Annotated in this window: 19 protein-coding genes and 2 pseudogenes; 12 read left to right on the top strand and 9 right to left on the bottom strand. The window is 65.2% G+C overall.

What is annotated here, in order from left to right:
* The 4 genes from QX121_RS29935 to QX121_RS29920 are packed head-to-tail and all read left to right on the top strand — an operon-like array spanning window position 1 to window position 3447.
* A complete protein-coding gene (locus tag QX121_RS29935) occupies window positions 1–270 on the top strand; it encodes a hypothetical protein (RefSeq protein WP_315813737.1) in 270 nt (89 codons plus the stop codon).
* Window positions 271–285: 15 nt separating this feature from the next.
* Complete coding sequence (locus QX121_RS29930) at window positions 286–738, top strand: flagellar protein FlgN (RefSeq protein WP_315739743.1); 453 nt, start codon at window positions 286–288, stop codon at window positions 736–738.
* Window positions 739–765: 27 nt separating this feature from the next.
* Complete coding sequence (gene flgK, locus QX121_RS29925) at window positions 766–2523, top strand: flagellar hook-associated protein FlgK (RefSeq protein WP_315813736.1); 1758 nt, start codon at window positions 766–768, stop codon at window positions 2521–2523.
* A gap of 15 nt (window positions 2524–2538) precedes the next feature.
* Window positions 2539–3447, top strand: a complete 909-nt coding sequence (locus QX121_RS29920) for a flagellin (RefSeq protein ID WP_315813735.1) — start codon at window positions 2539–2541, stop codon at window positions 3445–3447.
* Between the two features lie 453 nt (window positions 3448–3900).
* Here QX121_RS29920 and QX121_RS29915 read toward each other — a convergent pair.
* The 6 genes and pseudogenes from QX121_RS29915 to QX121_RS29890 form a co-directional block, all read right to left on the bottom strand.
* Window positions 3901–4438, bottom strand: a pseudogene (locus tag QX121_RS29915) (hypothetical protein).
* A gap of 139 nt (window positions 4439–4577) precedes the next feature.
* The gene (locus tag QX121_RS29910) at window positions 4578–4982 is read right to left on the bottom strand and encodes a BA14K family protein (protein WP_315799147.1); all 405 of its coding nucleotides are present in this window, start codon (window positions 4980–4982) and stop codon (window positions 4578–4580) included.
* A gap of 124 nt (window positions 4983–5106) precedes the next feature.
* Entirely contained in the window at window positions 5107–5889 is a 783-nt protein-coding gene (locus QX121_RS29905; RefSeq protein WP_315799146.1) for an alpha/beta hydrolase, read from the bottom strand.
* Between the two features lie 3 nt (window positions 5890–5892).
* Window positions 5893–7188: an O-acetylhomoserine aminocarboxypropyltransferase gene (locus QX121_RS29900; RefSeq protein WP_315799145.1), complete on the bottom strand. Its 1296-nt coding sequence runs from the start codon at window positions 7186–7188 to the stop codon at window positions 5893–5895.
* 92 nt (window positions 7189–7280) lie between these two features.
* Entirely contained in the window at window positions 7281–7901 is a 621-nt protein-coding gene (locus QX121_RS29895; protein WP_315799144.1) for a nitroreductase family protein, read from the bottom strand.
* Between the two features lie 80 nt (window positions 7902–7981).
* Window positions 7982–8911, bottom strand: a complete 930-nt coding sequence (locus tag QX121_RS29890) for an aliphatic sulfonate ABC transporter substrate-binding protein (RefSeq protein ID WP_315777648.1) — start codon at window positions 8909–8911, stop codon at window positions 7982–7984.
* Window positions 8912–9349: 438 nt separating this feature from the next.
* Between QX121_RS29890 and QX121_RS29885 the strand changes: the two genes are divergently transcribed.
* Together QX121_RS29885 and QX121_RS29880 are read left to right on the top strand one after the other, a co-directional pair.
* The gene (locus tag QX121_RS29885) at window positions 9350–10726 is read left to right on the top strand and encodes an IS30 family transposase (RefSeq protein WP_315715219.1); all 1377 of its coding nucleotides are present in this window, start codon (window positions 9350–9352) and stop codon (window positions 10724–10726) included.
* Between the two features lie 1066 nt (window positions 10727–11792).
* Complete coding sequence (locus QX121_RS29880; RefSeq protein ID WP_315799143.1) at window positions 11793–12545, top strand: hypothetical protein; 753 nt, start codon at window positions 11793–11795, stop codon at window positions 12543–12545.
* A gap of 378 nt (window positions 12546–12923) precedes the next feature.
* Here QX121_RS29880 and QX121_RS29875 read toward each other — a convergent pair whose 3' ends face one another.
* Window positions 12924–13574 (bottom strand): TetR family transcriptional regulator, encoded by a 651-nt coding sequence (locus tag QX121_RS29875; RefSeq protein ID WP_315799142.1) that lies wholly within the window; start codon window positions 13572–13574, stop codon window positions 12924–12926.
* Between the two features lie 93 nt (window positions 13575–13667).
* Between QX121_RS29875 and QX121_RS29870 the strand changes: the two genes are divergently transcribed.
* Window positions 13668–14330: an O-methyltransferase gene (locus tag QX121_RS29870; protein ID WP_315799141.1), complete on the top strand. Its 663-nt coding sequence runs from the start codon at window positions 13668–13670 to the stop codon at window positions 14328–14330.
* 116 nt (window positions 14331–14446) lie between these two features.
* A complete protein-coding gene (locus QX121_RS29865; protein ID WP_315739731.1) occupies window positions 14447–15097 on the top strand; it encodes an aspartate/glutamate racemase family protein in 651 nt (216 codons plus the stop codon).
* Between the two features lie 12 nt (window positions 15098–15109).
* Here QX121_RS29865 and QX121_RS29860 read toward each other — a convergent pair whose 3' ends face one another.
* Complete coding sequence (locus tag QX121_RS29860) at window positions 15110–16468, bottom strand: LLM class flavin-dependent oxidoreductase (RefSeq protein WP_315739730.1); 1359 nt, start codon at window positions 16466–16468, stop codon at window positions 15110–15112.
* 365 nt (window positions 16469–16833) lie between these two features.
* Between QX121_RS29860 and QX121_RS29855 the strand changes: the two genes are divergently transcribed.
* The 4 genes and pseudogenes from QX121_RS29855 to QX121_RS29840 form a co-directional block, all read left to right on the top strand.
* Window positions 16834–17145, top strand: coding sequence for a tannase/feruloyl esterase family alpha/beta hydrolase (locus QX121_RS29855; protein WP_315739729.1), 312 nt, complete (start codon window positions 16834–16836; stop codon window positions 17143–17145).
* A 140-nt stretch (window positions 17146–17285) separates the two neighbouring features.
* A complete protein-coding gene (locus QX121_RS29850; protein ID WP_315777649.1) occupies window positions 17286–17492 on the top strand; it encodes a PRC-barrel domain containing protein in 207 nt (68 codons plus the stop codon).
* A 330-nt stretch (window positions 17493–17822) separates the two neighbouring features.
* Window positions 17823–18050, top strand: a complete 228-nt coding sequence (locus QX121_RS29845) for a hypothetical protein (protein WP_315739926.1) — start codon at window positions 17823–17825, stop codon at window positions 18048–18050.
* 134 nt (window positions 18051–18184) lie between these two features.
* Window positions 18185–18515, top strand: a pseudogene (locus QX121_RS29840) (amidohydrolase); the annotation flags it as partial.
* 137 nt (window positions 18516–18652) lie between these two features.
* On the opposite strand, the gene QX121_RS29835 reads toward QX121_RS29840, so the two are convergent.
* The coding region (locus tag QX121_RS29835) for a hypothetical protein (protein WP_315759675.1) at window positions 18653–18947 on the bottom strand (295 nt) is incomplete at its 5' end.

Genomic DNA, 18947 nt, shown 5'->3' with positions numbered 1-18947 from the left:
ATGGCCGACCTGAAGAGGGAGCGGCTCGGCGAGGGCGAGGCTCTGCTGAAGAAGCTGCGGCGGCTGAGACTGCGCGCCGCGACCGTCGGCAAGGACGACCGCGCGCAACTGTTGACCTTGATTGACGATATCGAAACGGTCCGACGAAGGCTTCTGCGTGAATGCGCGCTGCTCGACGAAGAGCTCAAGGTCGCCACCGTGAGGGTGACGGCGCTGAATACCTACGCCCGTGTCGCGCAGATCAGCCGCCGACCGCAGCGTGAACAGTAGGATGGGAGCGACAGGATGAAACACGCAGTTCAGGCCGATCAGCGGCCGGCCAGCGAAGATGAAGTGCGGACCTTGATCGCGCTGATTGACGAGCTCATCGCGGTGGTGTCGGAGGAGAATGCGGAGCTTGCCAAAGGGCTCCCGGCCTCGCGCTCCAAGCAGCTTGACGACAAGAATCGGCTCGCCGGGCTGTTTGAGCAGCGGGTTGCCGAATGTGCCAGGCGAACGGCGAGTCTCGACGTCCGCGACCGTGTCCTGCGCGAACAGCTCATGGAGCACATCTTCAACCTGCGTGGCGCGATGGACGAGAACCTCGTTCGGCTGCGGGCTGCGATCGAAGCCAGCAATCGTCGCATCGAGGCGGTCATGCAGGCGATCCGCGAGCAGATCGCGAATGCGTCGCCCTATGGCGCAGGCGGGCGTCGCACCGCGCGTGCGACGTCCTGTGGAACCAATGTCAGGGCATGATGGCCGCCCAGCAGCGGGAGTAGAGTGATGTCGCTCGACATAGCACGGCTGGTCGCGTTCAGCGGCATCTCGGCCACGGAGCTGCAGATCAGCGTGGCGTCGTCGAACATCTCGAACGCCGACACGAAGGGGTATACGCAGAAGACGGCCAACCAGGTCACGAATGTGACCGGGGGAGTTGGAACCGGTGTTTCGATTACCGGCATTTCGAGCAATGTCGACAAGCTGCTGCTGAAATCCCTGATCGGAGCCAATTCCGAGCTCGGCGCGGCCGACACCACCAACAACTACCTGACGCAACTGCAGCAGCTGTTCGGCAGCGCGTCCACATCCGGCACCTCGACGACGGGAACGTCGCTGGCAAACTCTCTTGCATCGCTGGAGTCCGCCTTGTCGTCGCTGGCGAGCTCGCCCAGCAGTGTTTCGCTGCAATCGGCCGTCGTCAGCGCTCTGGACGATTTCGCAAGCCAGCTGCGCAGCACCTCTGGTGGCGTGCAGACCTTGCGCGCCAACGCCGACAAGGACATCGCGTCGTCGGTTCAGAGCGTCAACGACGACCTGCAGCAGATCGCCGATCTCAATGTCGAGATCCGCAGAATGGCAGCGTCCGGCCAATCGACCGCGGATCTCGAGGATGAACGCAATGCCGCGCTGCAGGACCTCTCGTCCTACATGAACGTCAGCTACTACACGGCGTCGAATGGCGATCTTCAGGTCTATACCTCGTCGGGGCGAGCCCTCGTCGACAGCTCGGCGCACGCGCTGAGCTACACGGCCTCGGCGAATGTCTCGGCGGCTTCGAGCTATGCGTCCGGCGGCTTCAGCGGCATCATGGTCGACGGCGTCGACGTCACGTCCCAGATCACGTCGGGCAAGATCGGCTCGCTGGTCACGTTGCGGGACGAAACCTTGCCGGCCGCGCAGACCCAGCTCGATCAGTTGGCTTCGCAGCTGAAATCGGCGCTGAATGAGATCAGCAATGGCGCGTCGGCCGTGCCACCTCCGGCCACTCTGACCGGGTCGGCGAGCGTCAGCAGCACGACCGCCCTGTCGGCGTCCGGAACGGTCCGCATCGCCGTGGCTGACCAGAGCGGCAATCTCGTTTCGTACCAGGATCTCGATCTGTCGTCCTACGCGACGGTGGGCGATCTGGTCACGGCACTCAACGGCATCTCCGGGGTCTCTGCCTCGATCGACTCCAGCGGACACCTGTCGATCAGCGCCACGTCGTCGTCGAACGGCATCGCGATCAACGATATGACCAGTGCGGTCGGCGGCAGCGGCTTCTCCAACTATTTCGGCATGAATGATCTCGTCACCGGCACGAGCGCCGCCAATTTTGCCGTCAACAGCAGCATCTTGAGCGGCGCTTCTGGTCTGCCGACCGGCACGCTCGACGGTTCTGCGACCTTGACGACCGGCAGCCAGGTGCTGACGGCCGGCTCGGCGACGGTTATCAATGCGCTCATCGACAAGTTCACCGGCTCGACCAGCTTTGCGTCGGCGGGAGGTCTGAGCGCAACGACCGGCTCGTTTGCCGACTATGCCGCGGCGATCGTCGCCAATGTCGCCAGCAAGGCTTCGCAGGCCTCCACTGCCTACACCGCGAAGTCGACGGCCCAGTCGAGCTATGCCAGCTCGCTGTCCTCGCAATCGGGCGTCAATCTCGACGAGGAGACCGCGCGGCTGAGCTCGCTGCAGAACAAATACGCTGCCGCCTCGCAGCTGATCTCCGTGATCAACAGCATGTTCTCGTCGCTGCTCACTGCCGTGCAATCGACCTAGTCCGGAGCGCAGATCATGACGATGCGGATTGCGACATTCTCGAACTCCGACCAGATGATCACGAGCGCGCTGCGGACGCAGGCGACCATGGCCAATCTCCAGGTGCAGGAAGCCTCGGGGCTGAAATCGGAGTATCTCGCCGGTTACGGCGCCGACACCCAGCACGTCGTCAATCTTCAGGTCTCGGTCACGCGGGCGCAATCCTATATCGATGCTGCGACCCTGGCCGACAGCAAGGTGCAAGTCATGTATTCCGCGGTGGGACAGGTGTCCGACATCGTCAGTCAGCTGCGCACGGCCCTGAGCGCCGCGAGCTCCGGCAGCAGCACGGGAACCTCGTCGGCGATCAGTACCGCGCAGCAGTTGCTGCAGCAGATGGCGGGCATTCTGAACACCCAGTATGATGGGCAATATCTGTTCGGCGGGGGGCGCACCTCGACTCCGGCTGTCGATACCTCGACCTTCGCGTCCGGCTCGGGATCGCTGACCACGATGGATACCAGCTATTATCAGGGCGACAGCGAGCTTGCCTCGGTCCGTGTCTCCGACGGCCAGTCCGTGACGTATGGCGTGACCGCCGGCAACCCTGCTTTCGAGGAGGTCATGCGTGTTCTGAAGTTCGTTGCGAATAGCTCGACCCTGTCCGGAACTGACATCACCTCCGCGCTGACGCTTGCCGATCAAGCAGTGGACGATGTCGCCACGGTGCAGGCCAAGGTCTCCGATGCAGCGTCCCGGATCGAGAGCGCGAAGTCTCAGCAGACCGACTACAAGAGCTATGCCGAGAGTCTGGCGACCGACCTGACCAGCGTGGACGTCGCTGCGGTCACCGCCCAGCTCTCGACTTATCAAGCCCAGCTCACGGCGAGCTATACCGCCATCTCCAAGATCCAGAGCCTGAACCTGGCCAGTTACCTGCGCTGAGTTTCGGGACATCGTGCGGGCCCAGCAGAGCCGGACTGCCGATTCAAACCATGCGGCTCGCCGGAGGATTGTTGGCGGGCATCTCGTCGGCGGACCTCTCACTTGCCTGGCTTGCGATTGCGACGTTCGACAGCGGCGCTGCGCGCGATCGGTGGGGTGGGTATGGGCGGATCAAGGAAAACGCGAAAGTCCAGCAGCTCCATCTGCGGGAAGAGGATGATCAGGACGTGGAGCTGCCAAGGAATTCCGCACTGGAGTCGTCTGCGCCTTCGTCGTCACGGTCATGGCTCTCAAGCAGATCTGGTGGGTAATCGCGCCCGGCGCAATGAGGCGTTGGCGACATTTGTCGTGTTCGTCTGGCGCGATCATGACGAGTACGTCATCCGCCGCGGCGGAGGTTGCGCATCGCCGTGCCGGTGCGTCGGGCGAGCCGCACGCACCAGCGAATTCACATCACCAGCGATGATGGGCGCGGACTCACGCCATGACCGTAGCGGTGTCCGAAATGACGGCCGCCGTGCCAGCCATGATGGCCCCAACCCGGACCGCGGTAATAGCCGTAGCTGTGCCGCCACGGCCGCGGGCCATAGGAATAGCCGTAGCTGCGATAGATCGGGCGCGGCACGTAGCTGTAGCCATAGCCGCCGTAATAGGGCCGGTAGGCCGGGTAGTAGCCGCCATAGCCGTAGGGATAGGCGGCGTAGCGATACCCGCCGTAGTAGGGATAGGGCGCGTAGCCGCCATAGTAGGAGGGTGCGGCGATCGCCGATCCGATCAGGGCACCCGCCAACAGCCCCGCGCCGATCGCGGCACCGCCGCCCCAGCCGCCATGCCAGCCGCCGTAGCGGACCTGCACGGCATTCGAGCTTTCGGCGCTCGGTTTGGCGGCTGCTGACAGCGACGTCAGCGGCGCAGCCGAGACCGAGTGCAGCGTGGATACAGAAAGTGCGCCGGCGATGGCGAGCGTCGCGGCGGCTTTGAAGGTGACCATCCTGATGTCTCCCGTTGATTCAGCGCTATGCTCAACCGGACGAGACGAACTTCGTTGCATTTGTCGCAGCGGACGTTTTGTCACGCGCCATTGGTCCAGGCGGCGGTCGATGCCGGGGGGGGCATCGACCTTGGTGTCGTTACGGGCAGGAATGGCGCAGGCCGTCATTGCCGAGATAGGTGCCGGAGCCCGGGTCGTAGGACCGGCCCCGCTGGGCGCAATAGGCCTGGGCGTTGGCGGCCTCGGCGCGGCTGTCGGCGATGGCGCCCCCGATGATCGCGCCGGCCGCGAGGCCGCCGAGGGCGGCGGCACCCGCACCATAGCCGTGGCGATGCCCGTAAGAGCGATGGCCGTAATAGCCGTGGCGATGACCGTAACCGCCGCGCCAGTGGCGATATTGCACCTGCTGCGGCTCGGTCGCGTTCTGCGTGGCTGGGGTCGGCGCCGGGTGGTTCGGCAGCAACGGCGCTGCGGCGAGCGGCGATGCAGCCGCGAGCGCCATCGTTCCGATGGTGGCGACCGTCAAAAGCTTGCGCAGATCCATCTGCGTGCTCCTTTCTGTTCTTTGTGCCGGAGGGCAACGGCTCGCCGTCGCCCTCCGTTCCGCGCCGCGAAGGAGCATGTCGGCGGCACGAGGTCGCATCCAAGAGCGGAACCGTGACCGCAAGCTAATCGATCAGCGCATCGAGCAGCGCATCGGGACATTCTGTCATCATCGTATGTCCCGCGCCGGGCAGGACGGTCGTGCGCGATTGCGCAATCGCAGCCGCCAGCGCCTTGCCGGCCTTCAGCGGCGTCATCATGTCCTTTTCGCCGAGGATCAGCCGCGTCGGCACCTTGATCCTGGCCGCCGATGCCAGCGCATCCTGGTACTCGTTGCAGGCCGAGAGATCGTTGAACAGCACGCCCGGCGCGCAGCGCTCCAAGGTCGCCTGCGCGCCGCCATGCATCCACAAGCCCGGTGCGCGGCTGCCGCCGAGCTCGGCGGCAAAACCGAGGCCCCAGATCGAGACCATGTCGATGGCGGCGTGATCGTTGGATTCGGCGGCCTTCAGGAGGTCAGGCCCTACCGTCATCGTCGCCGCGGTGCCGATCAGGCTGAGCGCCGACACGCGATCGGGATGGCGTGCCGCGGCATCCAGCGCGATCAGCGAGCCCATCGAATGGCCGATCAGGTGAGCGGGTTTCGCATTCAACGCCTGCAACAGCGCGACGATCCAATCGGCCATCGCAGCGATGGTCGGCAGCGCCGGGCCCGCCGAGCGGCCGTGGCCCGGCAGATCGGGCGCCAGCACGGCAAAGCCGTGATGGGCGAACCAGCGGCTGTGCAGCGCCCAGACCGAATGATCGAAGCCGGCGCCATGGATGAAGACGACGGCGGGCAGGGACGAATCGAAGTCGCGGCCGCCCGTGGCGGCGAAGACCTCATGATCTCCGATCGACAGCTGCATGGCTCACACCTTCTGCGAGGCGCGCAGCGCCTGTCCGAGATCATCGATGATGTCGCTGGCCGCCTCGATGCCGACCGAGAGCCGGATCAGCTCCTCGCCGATTCCGGCCGCGGCGAGCTGGGCTGCGTCCATCTGCTGATGCGTGGTCGAGGCGGGGTGGATCACCAGCGTCTTGGCGTCGCCGACATTGGCGAGATGGCTGATCAGCTTCAGGCTCTCGATGAACTTGCGCCCCGCGGGACGTCCGCCCTTGATGCCGAACGAGATGATCGAGCCGGTGCCGCGCGGCAACAGCTCCTTGGCGAGCGCATGGTCCGGATGCGTCTCGAGCGAAGGATGCAGCACCCAGTCGACGGCCTTGTTGGCAGTCAGCGCCTCCAGCACGGCGCGGGTGTTGGTGACGTGCCGCTCCATGCGCAGATGCAGCGTCTCGACGCCCTGCAGCAGATGGAACGCGTTGGTCGGCGACAGGCAGGCGCCGAAATCGCGCAGGCCTTCGGTCCGCGCGCGCATGATGAAGGCGGCCGCGCCGAACTGCTCGTCGAAGACGATGCCGTGATAGCCGGCATAGGGCTCGGTGAGCTGCGGGAATTTGCCGGACGCGCGCCAGTCGAACCGGCCGCCATCGATGATCGCGCCGCCGATCGCGATGCCATGGCCGCCGAGCCACTTGGTCGCAGAGTGCATCACGATGTCGGCGCCTTGGGCGATCGGCTGGCTGAGATAGGGCGTGGCAAAAGTGTTGTCGATCAGGAGCGGCACGCCGGCCGCATGCGCGATCGCCGAGACCTTGGGGATGTCCAGCACCTCCAGACCGGGATTGCCCAATGTCTCGCCGATCAGGAGCCGCGTGTTCGGCTTGATCGCGGCGCGGAAACCGTCGTGATCCCTGGGCTTGACGAAGCTCGTGGTGATGCCGAAGCGCGGCAGCGTGTGCGCGAGCAGGTTGATGGTGCCGCCATAGAGCGAGGAGGAGGCCACGATGTGATCGCCCGCATTCAGGAGCGTGGCGATGGCCAGATGCAGCGCCGCCTGGCCGCTCGCGGTGCAGACGGCACCGACGCCGCCTTCGAGCGCGGCGAGCCGCTCTTCGAGCACGGCCGTGGTCGGGTTGGAGATGCGGGTATAGATGTGGCCGGCGCGTTCGAGATTGAACAGCGCCGCGGCGTGCTCGGTGTCGTCGAACACGTAGGACGTGGTCTGATAGATCGGCACCGCGCGGGCGCCGGTCGCGGGATCCGGGTGCTGGCCCGCGTGCAGGCTCAGGGTCTCGAAGGCGGGCGGTTTCGGCGGCGGCATGCGGATCAACTCTCCTCAAGCAGATCGCATCTTCTGCCACAGATTTCGCCGTCAGTCAGGAGCGGCGCGGTGCGCCGCCCCTGCGACATCGATCAGCCGCCGAAGCGCTGCGGGAACAGGCCGGCCGAGGCGATCTCGGCGATGGACAGGCGTGCGCTCGGCTTCTCGCGCTCCTTGAGCATGGCCGGCAGCTTCTCGCCATCGCCCTTGCGGCCGACCGCGATCGCGATCTCCACGGCGAAACCGTCGGGCACCCCGAGCGCTGTCTGTGCGGCGGCGACGTCGAAGCCGCTCATGCCGTGGGTGATCCAGCCGGACACCGCCGCCTGGTTGGCGAAATTGGCCCAGGCCGCGCCGGCATCGAAGGAATGCGTGCGCGTCGGTGCCGGCTCGGTCTTGCCCGCCGGGATGAAGGTCTTCTTCGACAGCACGTAGACGATCGCCGCGGCATGCTGCGCCCAGCCGCGGTTGAACTCGACCAGCGGCGACAGGAAGGTGTCGAACTCGGCCGAGCCGCGCAGCGCGTAGAGAAAGCGCCAGGGCTGCGAATTGTAGGAGGAGGGCGCCCAGCGGGCCGCCTCGATGAAGGTCAGGAGCTCCGTCTCCGGAAGCGCCTCGTCGCTGAAGCCGCGCGGCGACCAGCGATCGACGAAGATGCGATGCGCCGGATGCTCGGTGATGCGGTCGGTCGGCGGGGGAAGATGGGCAGTCACGGGGGTCTCCTTCGTTCAGGCTCGTCGTCGGGCCTCGCGCCGCGCTTCGCTGCGGGGCACAATCTCGGCTCCTGTGTGGCTCACGGCGCTTTGGGAGTCCAGATCGCCAATGCCGATGTGTCCACCTTCGCCGGCAGCACGCGCTCCGCCAGGAAAGCATCCGCGATCTTCTGCTGCTCCGACAGGCCGGCCGCGGTGACCGCGCCGACCTGGTAGGAGCGGTGGCTGTTGGCCTCCTCGACGGTGGCCGCATCGATGCCCCACAGGGCAGCGAGCTGGCTCGCCGCGGCGCCCGGATTGGCCTTCACCCATTTGCCGGTTTCGACGAGCTTGCCGTAGATGACGTTGAGGGCGTCGCCATGCCCGGCGGCGTAGTCGGCGGATGCGAGATAGTAGCGCTTGTAGCTGGCAAGCCCGTCGCTGCCGTCCGCGAGCACGCGCGCCCCTGACTGGCGGATGGTGCTGGTCAGGAACGGATCCCACGCGACCCAGGCATCGACATTGTTGCTGACGAAAGCGGTCCTGCCGTCGGCGGGCGGCAGATAGGCGGGGGTGATGTCCTTGAAGGTGAGACCCGCTTTGGCGAGCGCGGCGAGCAGCAGATAGTGGCTGCCGGCGCCCTTGGTCACCGCGATCTTCCTGCCTTTCAGCTCAGCGAGCGTCTTGGTCGGCGAAGCCGTTGCCACGAGGATCGCCTGCGCCGACGGCGAGGCGGCCTCCTCGGCGACATAAGCGAGCCTCGCGCCCGCGGCCTGCGCGAACACCGGGACGGTATCGGCGACATCGGCGCCGACATCGATGCTGCCGATGTTGATCGCTTCCAGCAGTGGCAGGCCGCTGGAGAATTCGTGCCACGACACCTTGATGCCGAGCGGCGTCAGCGCCTTCTCCAACTCGCCATTGGTTTTGAGGAGGGCGATCAGGGTCGAGGATCTCTGATAGCCGATGCGCAGCGTCTCGGCTGCGTCGGCTTGCGACGTGGCGAGCGCGCCGAGCAGGGCCGCGGCCATCATCAGGACGCCGCGACGGGCGAGATGCAAGGGCCGCGCGCGACGCAGGCCGCTGAAGGACGGTGTCATTCGGCAATCTCCCAAACAGGCAGTTGCATGCAATTGTCCAGGATCATTCGCAGGATCGTGAGCCCTGCGCAATTTTGCAGATCTGTTCATATGGAGATGAAAGTTTCTCATGTGCCCGTGCCGCGAGAGGTTTTGTTTTCTTGGCGCGAGAGATCTGACGAGACAGCCGCTCGCATCCTCGCGACGCGCAGGGCGTCCGAGATGTGTCTGCCGTTCGTCCCTCCATCGACAGAGGGCACAGGGAAGGCCGGGCGTCGACTGACACCCATGGCCCGCGTGCAAAAAGGAAGCACGCGGCGGTTACCACAGGATCAGCCGGACATCCGGTGGATTCAATTGGTCGTCGCAACACTCGATGAGGAGGTTGCGATGGGCATTCGAAAGAAACGGTCAACGCGGGGCAAGCTGGGATCATTGGGGCGCCCACCAGTTGCGGGGCGAGCGGAACAGCAGAAATTTTGGCGTGGGATTGCCGCTGGATTGAACAGCGAGAATGCTGCGCTGGCTGCTGGATTATCGGATGCTGTCGGCCCCCGATTATTTCGAAAAGCGGGCGGCGTGGCACCGGCAATGTTCCGACCTTCAGCGAAGCCGCTCTCCGGACGGCACCTCTCCTTTTCTGAGCGCGAAGAGATTGCGCTGCTGAATGCGCAGCGCCATTCTGTACGAGAGATAGCACGGCGCCTCAATCGGTCTCCCTCGACCATCTCCCGTGAACTCGATCGCAATGCAGCCACGCACGGCGGCAAGATGGCCTATCGGGCGACGGCCGCCCAGTGGCATGCAGATCGATCGGCCCGGCGTCCTAAGCCGAGCAAGCTTGCAAGCAACGCCGCCTTGCGCGCTTATGTTGAAGAGCGGCTTGCAGGGTTTGTCGCGCCTCCAGGCGGCGTTCGGCGGAAGGCCGGTCGTGCGGGCTCTAGCCAGGATCAGGGGTGGACGAAAGCGTGGAGTCCCGAGCAGATTGCCCGGCGCTTGCCGATCGACTTCCCGGATGACGAGGCGATGCGCATCAGCCACGAAGCCATTTACCAGGCGCTTTTTGTTCAGGGCCGAGGAGCGCTGAAACGCGAGTTGTCGTCCTGTTTGCGAACGGGACGTGCGCTGCGCGTGCCCCGAGCGCGTACGCGGAAGCGCAGCAAAGGCTTCATATCGCCGGAGATCATGATCAGTGAGCGTCCGGCCGAAGTCGCGGATCGAGCTGTGCCGGGACATTGGGAAGGAGATCTGATCGTCGGCTCCGCCAGCTCGGCAATCGGCACGCTGGTCGAACGCAGCACGCGGTTTACAATGCTCCTGCACCTTCCACGGTTGCCGGGGTTTGACGACGGCCCACGTACGAAGGATGGGCCTGCGCTCTCCGGACACGGAGCTGAAGCGGTACGCGATGCGATCACGCGCACCATCGTCACCTTGCCCAAAGAACTCCGCCGCTCGCTAACCTGGGATCAGGGGACCGAAATGGCTCAACACAGTGACCTCAAGATCGATACAGACCTTCAGATCTACTTCTGCGATCCAAGAAGCCCCTGGCAACGTGGCACGAACGAGAACACGAATGGCCTGCTGCGGCAGTACTTCCCGAAAGGTACCGATCTGAGCGTCTACGATGCTGACGAGATCGCCGCCGTGGCCGCAGCGCTCAATTCCCGACCGAGAAAGACGCTAGGATGGAAAACTCCAGCAGAGGCGCTTGACGAGCTGCTGTCACGAATGAAAACACTGGGTGTTGCGACCACCGCTTGAGCCCGCCTCCGGCCTTCCCTGCGCAATGGGCTTACGGCTTATACGCGTTCTCCCCGGCGCGCCGAGCTTTCTGGCCACCGTCGCCTGCGCGAAGCCGAGCCTCGTCGCAGACTTGATACTAGCATCGGAGTATCAGGACCACGCGATTTCGCCGTCCGGCTCCCATCGTTCGTCCGCGCGCTTGACGCACGCTGCGACGAGAACCGGCCATCGCATCCCGCACCAACGTTTCGTGACGTTCGCGAAGCGCCCCTCTCGATCGGGCGGGATAGGGTGATACAACCACAAATTCCGAAAAAAAGAAACAAGAATGTTTTTCGCAGGAGGACTGGACAGGGCAAATCAGCTTGAGAACGCGGGCGAATTTCGTTCCTTCGCGCAAGCGCGAGGAGAAGCAATAGGCTCGTCACGCAAGACCTGGAGCTTTGGCATATGACAATCAGCTTGAGCCCCTCTGCCTCCACGTCATGGCCGGGCCTCGTCCCGGCCATCTACGTCTTAGTAACTCTCCGCAGAGGTTTGGGCGGGTTGTCCGATCGAACGGCCTTGCATCTGCCGGCCGAAATGAAGCGCGGGAGCTCATGAGCGGATTTGGCCTGAGGCCTCCGACTTGCGCGGTGCGACAAATCGGCAGCCATTGGGGGCAGGAGCCGCGGAGCAAGCGCATTCGGGAGGACAGCCCGTGACTAAAGCAAACCTCCGCGACCGAGTCAGCGGCGTTCGCATTCAGCCCATTGTGGACATCCGAAGCGTAGACCGGGTAGTCCGAGCCCGGGCCACGGGCGGACATGGAAATGGAGGCGGCAACTCGTCGTCGCCAAGCACATTCCTCAGGACGTCCACTCGATCAGCTGAATGGTGACAATCTTTGTCGCCATGCGCCGTGTTTACATTGCGCAGCACGTTGGTGAAGCCGCCGCCCACACCGACGACGCCTGCATGGTTGGAGAACCCCGCAGCTATCGCGGGGGTGCCTCGACTCATGTCGGGGAAAAGGCAGGCGGTCGGCCTTGCCGCGCCGACGCCGGTCTGTAGGATTGCTGCCGCATTCCAAGGAGACATATTGATGAGATTGTTGATTGCGGCTTCCCTGATTTTCGCTACCCTCGCCACCCCGGCGTTAGCCGCGCCGCCCGCCAGCTGTGCCTCTAAGTTCGTCGGCGAGTGGCGGCATTCCGGCAGTGGCAACCGCGGTTCGGTGAAGGCCGACGGCCGCGCGCTGTGCAGCGAACATCCCGCCTGCGTGCAGGGCACCTGGACCTGCTCTGGCAACGTCCTCACCTACACCAACAGCCTCGGCACCTGGAACTACACGCTGGCGCCCGACGGCAAGTCGATGTCGACCGGCACGGCCACCGCGACTCGGATCGGGCCGGCGCCGGCGAGCGCCCGTTCGCGCGCCTCCGATACGGTGGCCGACGCCCCCGATCGGGCCTGCAAGGCGGGAAACATCGCCTCGCTGCAGGCTCACGACGACAGGCTGAAGGGTCTGTGGCAGAGGGCCAGCGAGCGTGAGCAGTGCGGGCCCATTCTCGCCCTCGGGAGAAAGCGAATCGAACTGCTCAAGCAGATCAATTCCGGCAGCTGCGGCAAGGAGTCGGTGCAGATCGGCGCGAGCAACGAGATGACGAAGGTCGCCTCGGTAATGTCGAAATGCGACCAGACCTACACCCCGTCCGACCCGGGCATCCTGAGGCGGGCGGGCGGCACGATCCGAGGTTTCGTCAAGGACCACGTCTTGAAGTGCGAACCTACCTCCGAGAACAACAACTGTGCGCCCAAGCCCCAGCGCAACGGCGGTCCCGGCGTCAGAGGTTAGCCCCTCTGATCCACCCAAATGTGACGCCGCTCCACGCACTCTGCCGGTGCAGCGTGATCGTTCGCTTTGGGTCAAAGCCGCCGTCCGACGGCCTACTTCCGGTTGAACCCCGAGAACCGACGTCGCAAGCTTCGACCGAAAGGCCCGGGATGGGCAGAAGCGGACGAATGTCACTCTTTGAGCCGACCTTCGTACGCTTTCACGTGATGCGGAAACAGTTCCTTGTAGGATGGCTGCGCGATCCCGAGGCAGGAAACTTCCCACCCAAGTGGATTTTCAGCTTCGCCGTACTCGCAAACCTCGACGTGCGAACAAACAAGTGCAATCCCGTCCGCCGTCCTTGCGCAAACAAGAGGCGGGGACGCGCCGGCTGCGGGACTACCCGGCCTTGCGTCTGTGAGGCTTGTTCGCGGTGGAGAGGTACGCACAGAACATGTCCGCCATCGCATCGGCATAGGCCGATATCTCGGCCCGGCTGCGCGGCGTCTCCGAGAAGTGCTTGCCGACCTGGCTGAGCGTCGTCTTGATCAGGTCTGCTGCCCGCGCGTGCTCGGCCTCTCCAGCACCAGGCAGCACCTCGCGCATGAAGGCGAGCATGGCGCGGCGGCCGCTTGTCTTGGCCCGGCGCGCCTCGGGCGCATCGCGGTAGAGCGGGGCGGCGTCGTCGAGCGCGCCGCGCACGGCGGCCTCGTCGCACTCCGATTGCAGGAACGCGTGAACGAGCGCGCGCAATCGCGTCAAAGGCGGACGGCGCGTGTCCTCCAGAATGCCGTGCAGCAGTTTCGTCGTCTGCTGCCACTCGTCGCTCTGCAGCCTGAACAGGATCGCCGCCTTGTTCGGGAAATACTGATAGAGCGAGCCGACGCTGACGCCGGCCTTTTCGGCGACACGGGCCGTGGTGAAACGTTGCGCGCCTTCCTTGGTCAAAACCTGAACAGCCGCCTGCAGAATGGCCGCGACGAGGTCGGCCGAGCGTGCCTGTTGCGGCAGTTTTCGCGGGGAAATCGGGGCTTTTCGAGCCGGGGCCATGGAGCGTTCCGAAATGCGATTAGCGAATGCGAATGATTATTCGTATTCTGACTTCGACGCAAACGACACGCATTGAGAACACGGAGAATATCAATGATCACCCTGACCACTCAGCCGGTAGCGCCGCTGCTGGATCGCCTGCTTGCCGAGGCCACGTTGCTGCGGCCGGAGACGAGTCCGATCTTCGCCGGCATGACCGAATGGGGCGAGCAACTGATGCGCAGCAGGTCCGACCATGTCGAGCTCTACACGCAGCTCAAGGACTTTCCGTTGCCCGTGTCGCGCGACACCGGCATGCTGCTCTACATGCTGGTGCGCGGCGTCAGTGCGCGATCGATCGTCGAATTCGGCACCTCGTTCGGCATCTCGACGCTGTTCCTGGCCGCGGCGCTGCGCGACAATGGCGGCGGCCGGCTGATCACCACGGAGTTCGAGCCGTCCAAGGTCGCCCGTGCCCGTGCCAACCTCGCGGAGGGCGGCCTGGCCGATCTGGTCGAGATCCGCCAGGGCGACGCCCTGCAGACGCTGAGCGATGATCTCCCGGACGCGATCGACCTGGTTCTGCTCGACGGCGCCAAGCCGCTGTATGGCGATATCCTGGCGCTGCTCGAGAGCCGGCTCAGCGCCGGCGCGTTCATCGTCGCTGACAATGCCGACCACAGCCCCGACTACCTCGCCTACGTCCGTTCGCCGGCCAACGGCTATCTGTCGGTGCCGTTCGGCGACGAAGTCGAATTGTCGATGCGGATCGTGTGAGCGGCCGGCGACGAACGGCGATGCCCGCCACCCTCATAGGCGAATGTGCCTGGAGTTGACGTTTGGCCGACGATTGTTCACGAGGAGAGTCCCGTCATCATGAGCGACCGACCTGCATGCCTCGCATCCTCTTGATCAATCCCAACAGCTCGGCCGCGACCACCGCGATGATGGTGTCGATTGCGGCCGCCTGTTGCGCCGGCCGGGCCGAGGTGGTCGGCGCGACCGCGACGCGGGCGCCGGCCATGATCGTGGATGCCGAGGCGCTGGCCGCATCGTCGGCGGAAGTGGTCGATATCGGCCGCGCGCATCGCGATGCTTGCGATGGCATCATCGTCGCGGCGTTCGGCGATCCCGGCGCCGCGGAGCTGCGCAAGCTCTGCCCGCTGCCGGTGGTCGGGATCGGCGAGGCGTCGATGCGCGAGGCCGCGCAAAGCGGGCGGCGCTTCGGCGTCGCCACGGTGACGCCGGCGCTGGTCGTGAGCATCGCAGGCCTTGCAGAGAAACTCGGGCTGTCGGCGCAGTTCACCGGGACGCGGCTGACCGAGGGCGCCCCGGCCGCGCTCGCCACCGATCCGGCGCGGCTTGCTGCCGCCCTGGCTGACGCCACGCGCGCCTGTATTGCCGAGGACGGCGCCGAGGCCGTGATCATCGGCGGCGGGCCGCTGGCGCAGGCCGCCGATCAGTTGCAGCGGCAATTCGCCGTGCCGATCATCAAGCCGATCGAGGCAGCGGTGGCTGTGCTGCTGTCGCGTCTGTCGGGCTGAGTGCCAGCAGCATTACGGCCGGTAGCTCGCCGCCGGATGCGGTGCCGCGAGCCGGGCGCGGCCGAACATCTTCTCGCGTAGCGTTCCCGGCTGGTAGGCCTTCTTGTAGCGGCCGCGTCGGGTCAGTTCCGGCACCAGCATGTCGGTGACATCGGCAAAACTCTCCGGCGACAGCGCAAAGGCGAGGTTGAGGCCGTCGACGCCCGTCTGCTCGATCCAACTCTCGACGAGATCGGCGACCTTCGCAGGCCCGCCGACGAACACCGGGCCGATGCCGCCGATGCCGACATGCTCGGCAACCTCGCGCACGGTCCACACCCGGTCCGGATCGGCGCGCGTGACGTTGTCCATGGCGCTGCGGCCGGCATCGTTGAGCACGTGGCGGACCTGCTGGTCGAGGTCGTAGGTCGAGAAGTCGACGCCGGTCCAGCCCGACATCAGGGTCAGCGACGCCTCGTGGTCGATGTAGCGGCGGTAGTCGGCAAACTTCGCCTCGGCCGCCGCATCGGTCTCGCCGAGCACGACGGTGGCGATGCTGAAGATGACGATGTCGCTGCCGGCGCGACCCGCGTCGGCGGCGGCCTGGCGGATGGCGGCGACGCGCGGCGCGATGATCTTGGCCGACGGGCCGGACATGAACACGCATTCGGCATGGCGGCCGGCGAACACGCGGCCGCGCGGCGAGGTGCCGGCTTGATAAAGCACCGGCGTCCGCTGCGGCGACGGCTCGCAGAGATGGATGGCGTCGAGCTGGTAGTTCTCGCCGCGATGGCTGACGCGGTGAACCTTCGTGGGATCGGTGAACACGCCGCTGGTCCGGTCGCGCTTGACGGCGTCGTCCTCCCAGCTGCCTTCCCACAGCTTGTAGACGACCTCCATGTACTCGTCGGCGACGTCGTAGCGGTCGTCATGCGCGGTCTGGCGCTCCCTGCCCATGCCGCGTGCGGCGCTGTCGAGATAGCCGGTGACGACGTTCCAGCCGATGCGGCCCTCGGTGAGATGATCGAGCGTCGACATCCGCCGCGCGAACGGGTAGGGCGGCTCATAGGACAGCGTGCAGGTGACGCCGAAGCCGAGATGCTCGGTCACGGCGGCCATTGCCGAGATCAGCATCATCGGATCATTGACGGGCACCTGGATGGCGTGGCGGAGCGCCGCGTCGGGGTTGCCGCCATAGACGTCGTAGACGCCGAGTACGTCGGCGAGAAACAGTCCATCGAAGCGGCCGCGCTCCAAGGTCTTGGCGAGGTCGAGCCAATAGGGCAGGCGATTGTAGTCGGAGGAGCGGTCGCGCGGATGCCGCCACAGGCCGGGCGATTGGTGCCCGACGCAGTTCATCGCAAACGCATTCAACCGGATGTCCGCAGCCATGATGTCCTCGACGCTGTCTTGAGCCGACCAGATGGCACGCTTCGCCTATGGTTTTCAATCGCGTGGATGCGCACGGCCGCTGCGCGCCGCGGATCAATGACGGCGCAGGACGGGCCGTGGCCCGCACGTGGGGAGGACGAGATTGACGGCGATCCGGATCACGACGCTGGCCGCGCTGGTACTGACATCGTCGGCTGTGGCCTCCGTCCATGCGCAGGATTTCAAGGCGAGTTGCGCCGCGCTCGCGCAAGGCTTCGCCGACAGCGGGCGCGTCGTCACGGCCGAGTTCGTCGCCGCGGGCGGCGTGCAACTGGCACCGCCGGCACCCGCGGGCGTGACCGCCTCTGGGGCAGCGCTTCCCCGAGTTGTTCGACGGCGTCATCGCGGGCGCGCCGGGCCTATCGCGTGCCGCTTGCCGGGTCGCGTGGCTGTTCCTGGTTCCCGGCATGAACCATTGCGGCGGCGGACCCGCCACCAATCAGTTTCACTTGCTGACCGCTCTGGACCAATGGGCGGAGGGCACGGCCGCGGCGCCTGAGGCGATCCACGCCACCGCGCGGCGTGCGGCCGATGTACCACGGCCCGGGCGCACGCGCGATCTCTGCGCGTTCCCGAAGGTGCTGACCTCCAAGGGCAGCGGCAGCCTCGAGGATGCAGCGAATTTCGAGTGCCGCTGAACAGGTCGTGCATGCCGTCTGCACGGTGTGCACGATCTCTTGATGAGCGGTTGACCCGGGAGGGGGATGAGCCGATCTATCTGCCAGCCGACCTGTCTCCGCAGCGTTGCGGCTCCCATCAGCCCACACACCGGTCCCTCATGGTTGCCAAGACGCGAGCCTTCACCATTCTGCGCGAGTTCGAGCACGTCCAGACCGAGCTGATCGGCAAATGCGTGGCCTTGAGCGACGGCAAGGCCGGAACCGTGGAGCAGGTGTATCTTGATGAGCTGCATGGGTTGCGCATCACCCTTCGCGGTCATGACGGGCGCTGGCCGGTGTCGACCATCAAGTTCACGCAATCCTGAGCGGCGGCGTTGGTCTCGGATTTGGAACGCTCAAACGATCGAAACGGCTTGATTACGCGTCGCATGGCGATGCGTGGGGCATCGGATCGAGCGTTCGAACTTCTCGAGCGGCCTTTGCAGAGGCCTGCCGGAAGACCTGTGCATCGCATATCAAATGATACGAGAGCGGGCCGGCGCTGCGGCTAGCCTCGATGCTCCCGGCGCGGCCGGCCGCTGCTGCTCTGCCGCCCGGACTACGGTGGTCGCGGCCGATTCACTTATGTTGATGCGCCCGGCATCTCCTGATCTAGAGTTGTCGGTGCGCATCAATGAAACTGGATGCAAACCCGCATGGAAGTAGAAGGTCGGAAGAAACGGCGTCGGCGTGTCAAGCAGACGATGTCGTTGGGTGAGCGGTTGCTAGAGATGGCGCGCGAGGCGCGAGACAGGGCGAAGCGTCTACCGCCGGGCATCGAGCAGGCCAGGCAGCTGCGGCGCGCCCGCGAGGCCGAAGCGATCGTCGAGCTCGATCGCTTCCTGACGGCTCCAGCACGCAGCACTCCGCCGCGATCGCGTTGACGCCGTATCGCGCCGGCGTCGGACGAGGGGCGCGGCGCTGCCAGTGGTGTTTCCGGAACTTGCGGCAACAGGGCTGACCGATCCGGCCGAGGCCGGGCCAATTCCGGACGGCACCCTCTCAACCTATCGCAAGACCCATCCCGGCCGGTGCCGATCTGCATCACCTGGCCTCACCTCCGTGTTCGCGGTGGCGAGAACAACGCCTACTTCGCATTCGCGAATGTGTGCGACGCCGCGAATTTCGATCCCGGGGGCTCAGCGGCGTGTTCGGTCCGGATACATCAGCGTTTCCGCGCCGTGAGGCGATCGTTGCAGGCGGGGAGGGGATCGAGACCGTCGACATCGACACCAGCAATCTCGACAGCTTCCATCCGACCAACGTCGTCCGGCGGAAAGATCTCGTCCCGCATGCGGATGCCGCACTCGTATCGTGCGCTGGTGCAACCGCACGCGAGCAATTCCTGACGCTGCGCGCGCCAACCGTTTCAAAATGGAACGGAAACGGCGTGTGACGGGTCCGAGCGTGGGGGGCGACAGCGCTATCCACATTTCTGCACAGCCGTCGCAAAAAGTTCTTGCGCGGGATGCGGCGCCGCACTATCTCACCACCACGCCAGCCGGACATCACTGATGACTGAGGCCCCCGACTTTCGGGACCGACGTTGTTTTTCTTCCGATTGGCTCCTGAGTTTTTTCTTCGGAATTGCTCTTGACGGTCTTCGAAAATCGGCTATGTGAAGCGCCCCGGCCATCGGGACTTCCTCGGCGAAAAAGACCAACGAGGTTGATGCACTTAGTAGTTCGAGCGAACTAACAAGTGCGGGCTGTTTGACAAGTGAAGATGAAGAAAGAGAAACGTGGACGGCGGAGTCCTTGCGGGTCTCGGGATTGAGAGCT

The sequence above is a fragment of the Bradyrhizobium sp. SZCCHNR2028 genome (genome assembly GCF_032380995.1).
Taxonomy (GTDB): Bacteria; Pseudomonadota; Alphaproteobacteria; order Rhizobiales; family Xanthobacteraceae; genus Bradyrhizobium.
The sequence above is the reverse complement of the archived record's forward strand: the minus strand, read 5'-3'. Positions and strand labels throughout refer to the sequence as shown.

Bases quoted from the DNA above. Each gene is read 5' to 3' on its own strand.
- QX121_RS29935 (WP_315813737.1), top strand. From the start codon at position 1: ATGGCCGACCTGAAGAGGGAGCGGCTCGGCGAGGGCGAGGCTCTGCTG.
- QX121_RS29930 (WP_315739743.1), top strand. From the start codon at position 286: ATGAAACACGCAGTTCAGGCCGATCAGCGGCCGGCCAGCGAAGATGAA.
- flgK (WP_315813736.1), top strand. From the start codon at position 766: ATGTCGCTCGACATAGCACGGCTGGTCGCGTTCAGCGGCATCTCGGCC.
- QX121_RS29920 (WP_315813735.1), top strand. From the start codon at position 2,539: ATGACGATGCGGATTGCGACATTCTCGAACTCCGACCAGATGATCACG.
- QX121_RS29910 (WP_315799147.1), bottom strand. From the start codon at position 4,982: ATGGATCTGCGCAAGCTTTTGACGGTCGCCACCATCGGAACGATGGCG.
- QX121_RS29905 (WP_315799146.1), bottom strand. From the start codon at position 5,889: ATGCAGCTGTCGATCGGAGATCATGAGGTCTTCGCCGCCACGGGCGGC.
- QX121_RS29900 (WP_315799145.1), bottom strand. From the start codon at position 7,188: ATGCCGCCGCCGAAACCGCCCGCCTTCGAGACCCTGAGCCTGCACGCG.
- QX121_RS29890 (WP_315777648.1), bottom strand. From the start codon at position 8,911: ATGGCCGCGGCCCTGCTCGGCGCGCTCGCCACGTCGCAAGCCGACGCA.
- QX121_RS29885 (WP_315715219.1), top strand. From the start codon at position 9,350: ATGGGCATTCGAAAGAAACGGTCAACGCGGGGCAAGCTGGGATCATTG.
- QX121_RS29880 (WP_315799143.1), top strand. From the start codon at position 11,793: ATGAGATTGTTGATTGCGGCTTCCCTGATTTTCGCTACCCTCGCCACC.
- QX121_RS29875 (WP_315799142.1), bottom strand. From the start codon at position 13,574: ATGGCCCCGGCTCGAAAAGCCCCGATTTCCCCGCGAAAACTGCCGCAA.
- QX121_RS29870 (WP_315799141.1), top strand. From the start codon at position 13,668: ATGATCACCCTGACCACTCAGCCGGTAGCGCCGCTGCTGGATCGCCTG.
- QX121_RS29865 (WP_315739731.1), top strand. From the start codon at position 14,447: ATGCCTCGCATCCTCTTGATCAATCCCAACAGCTCGGCCGCGACCACC.
- QX121_RS29860 (WP_315739730.1), bottom strand. From the start codon at position 16,468: ATGGCTGCGGACATCCGGTTGAATGCGTTTGCGATGAACTGCGTCGGG.
- QX121_RS29850 (WP_315777649.1), top strand. From the start codon at position 17,286: ATGGTTGCCAAGACGCGAGCCTTCACCATTCTGCGCGAGTTCGAGCAC.
- QX121_RS29845 (WP_315739926.1), top strand. From the start codon at position 17,823: ATGGAAGTAGAAGGTCGGAAGAAACGGCGTCGGCGTGTCAAGCAGACG.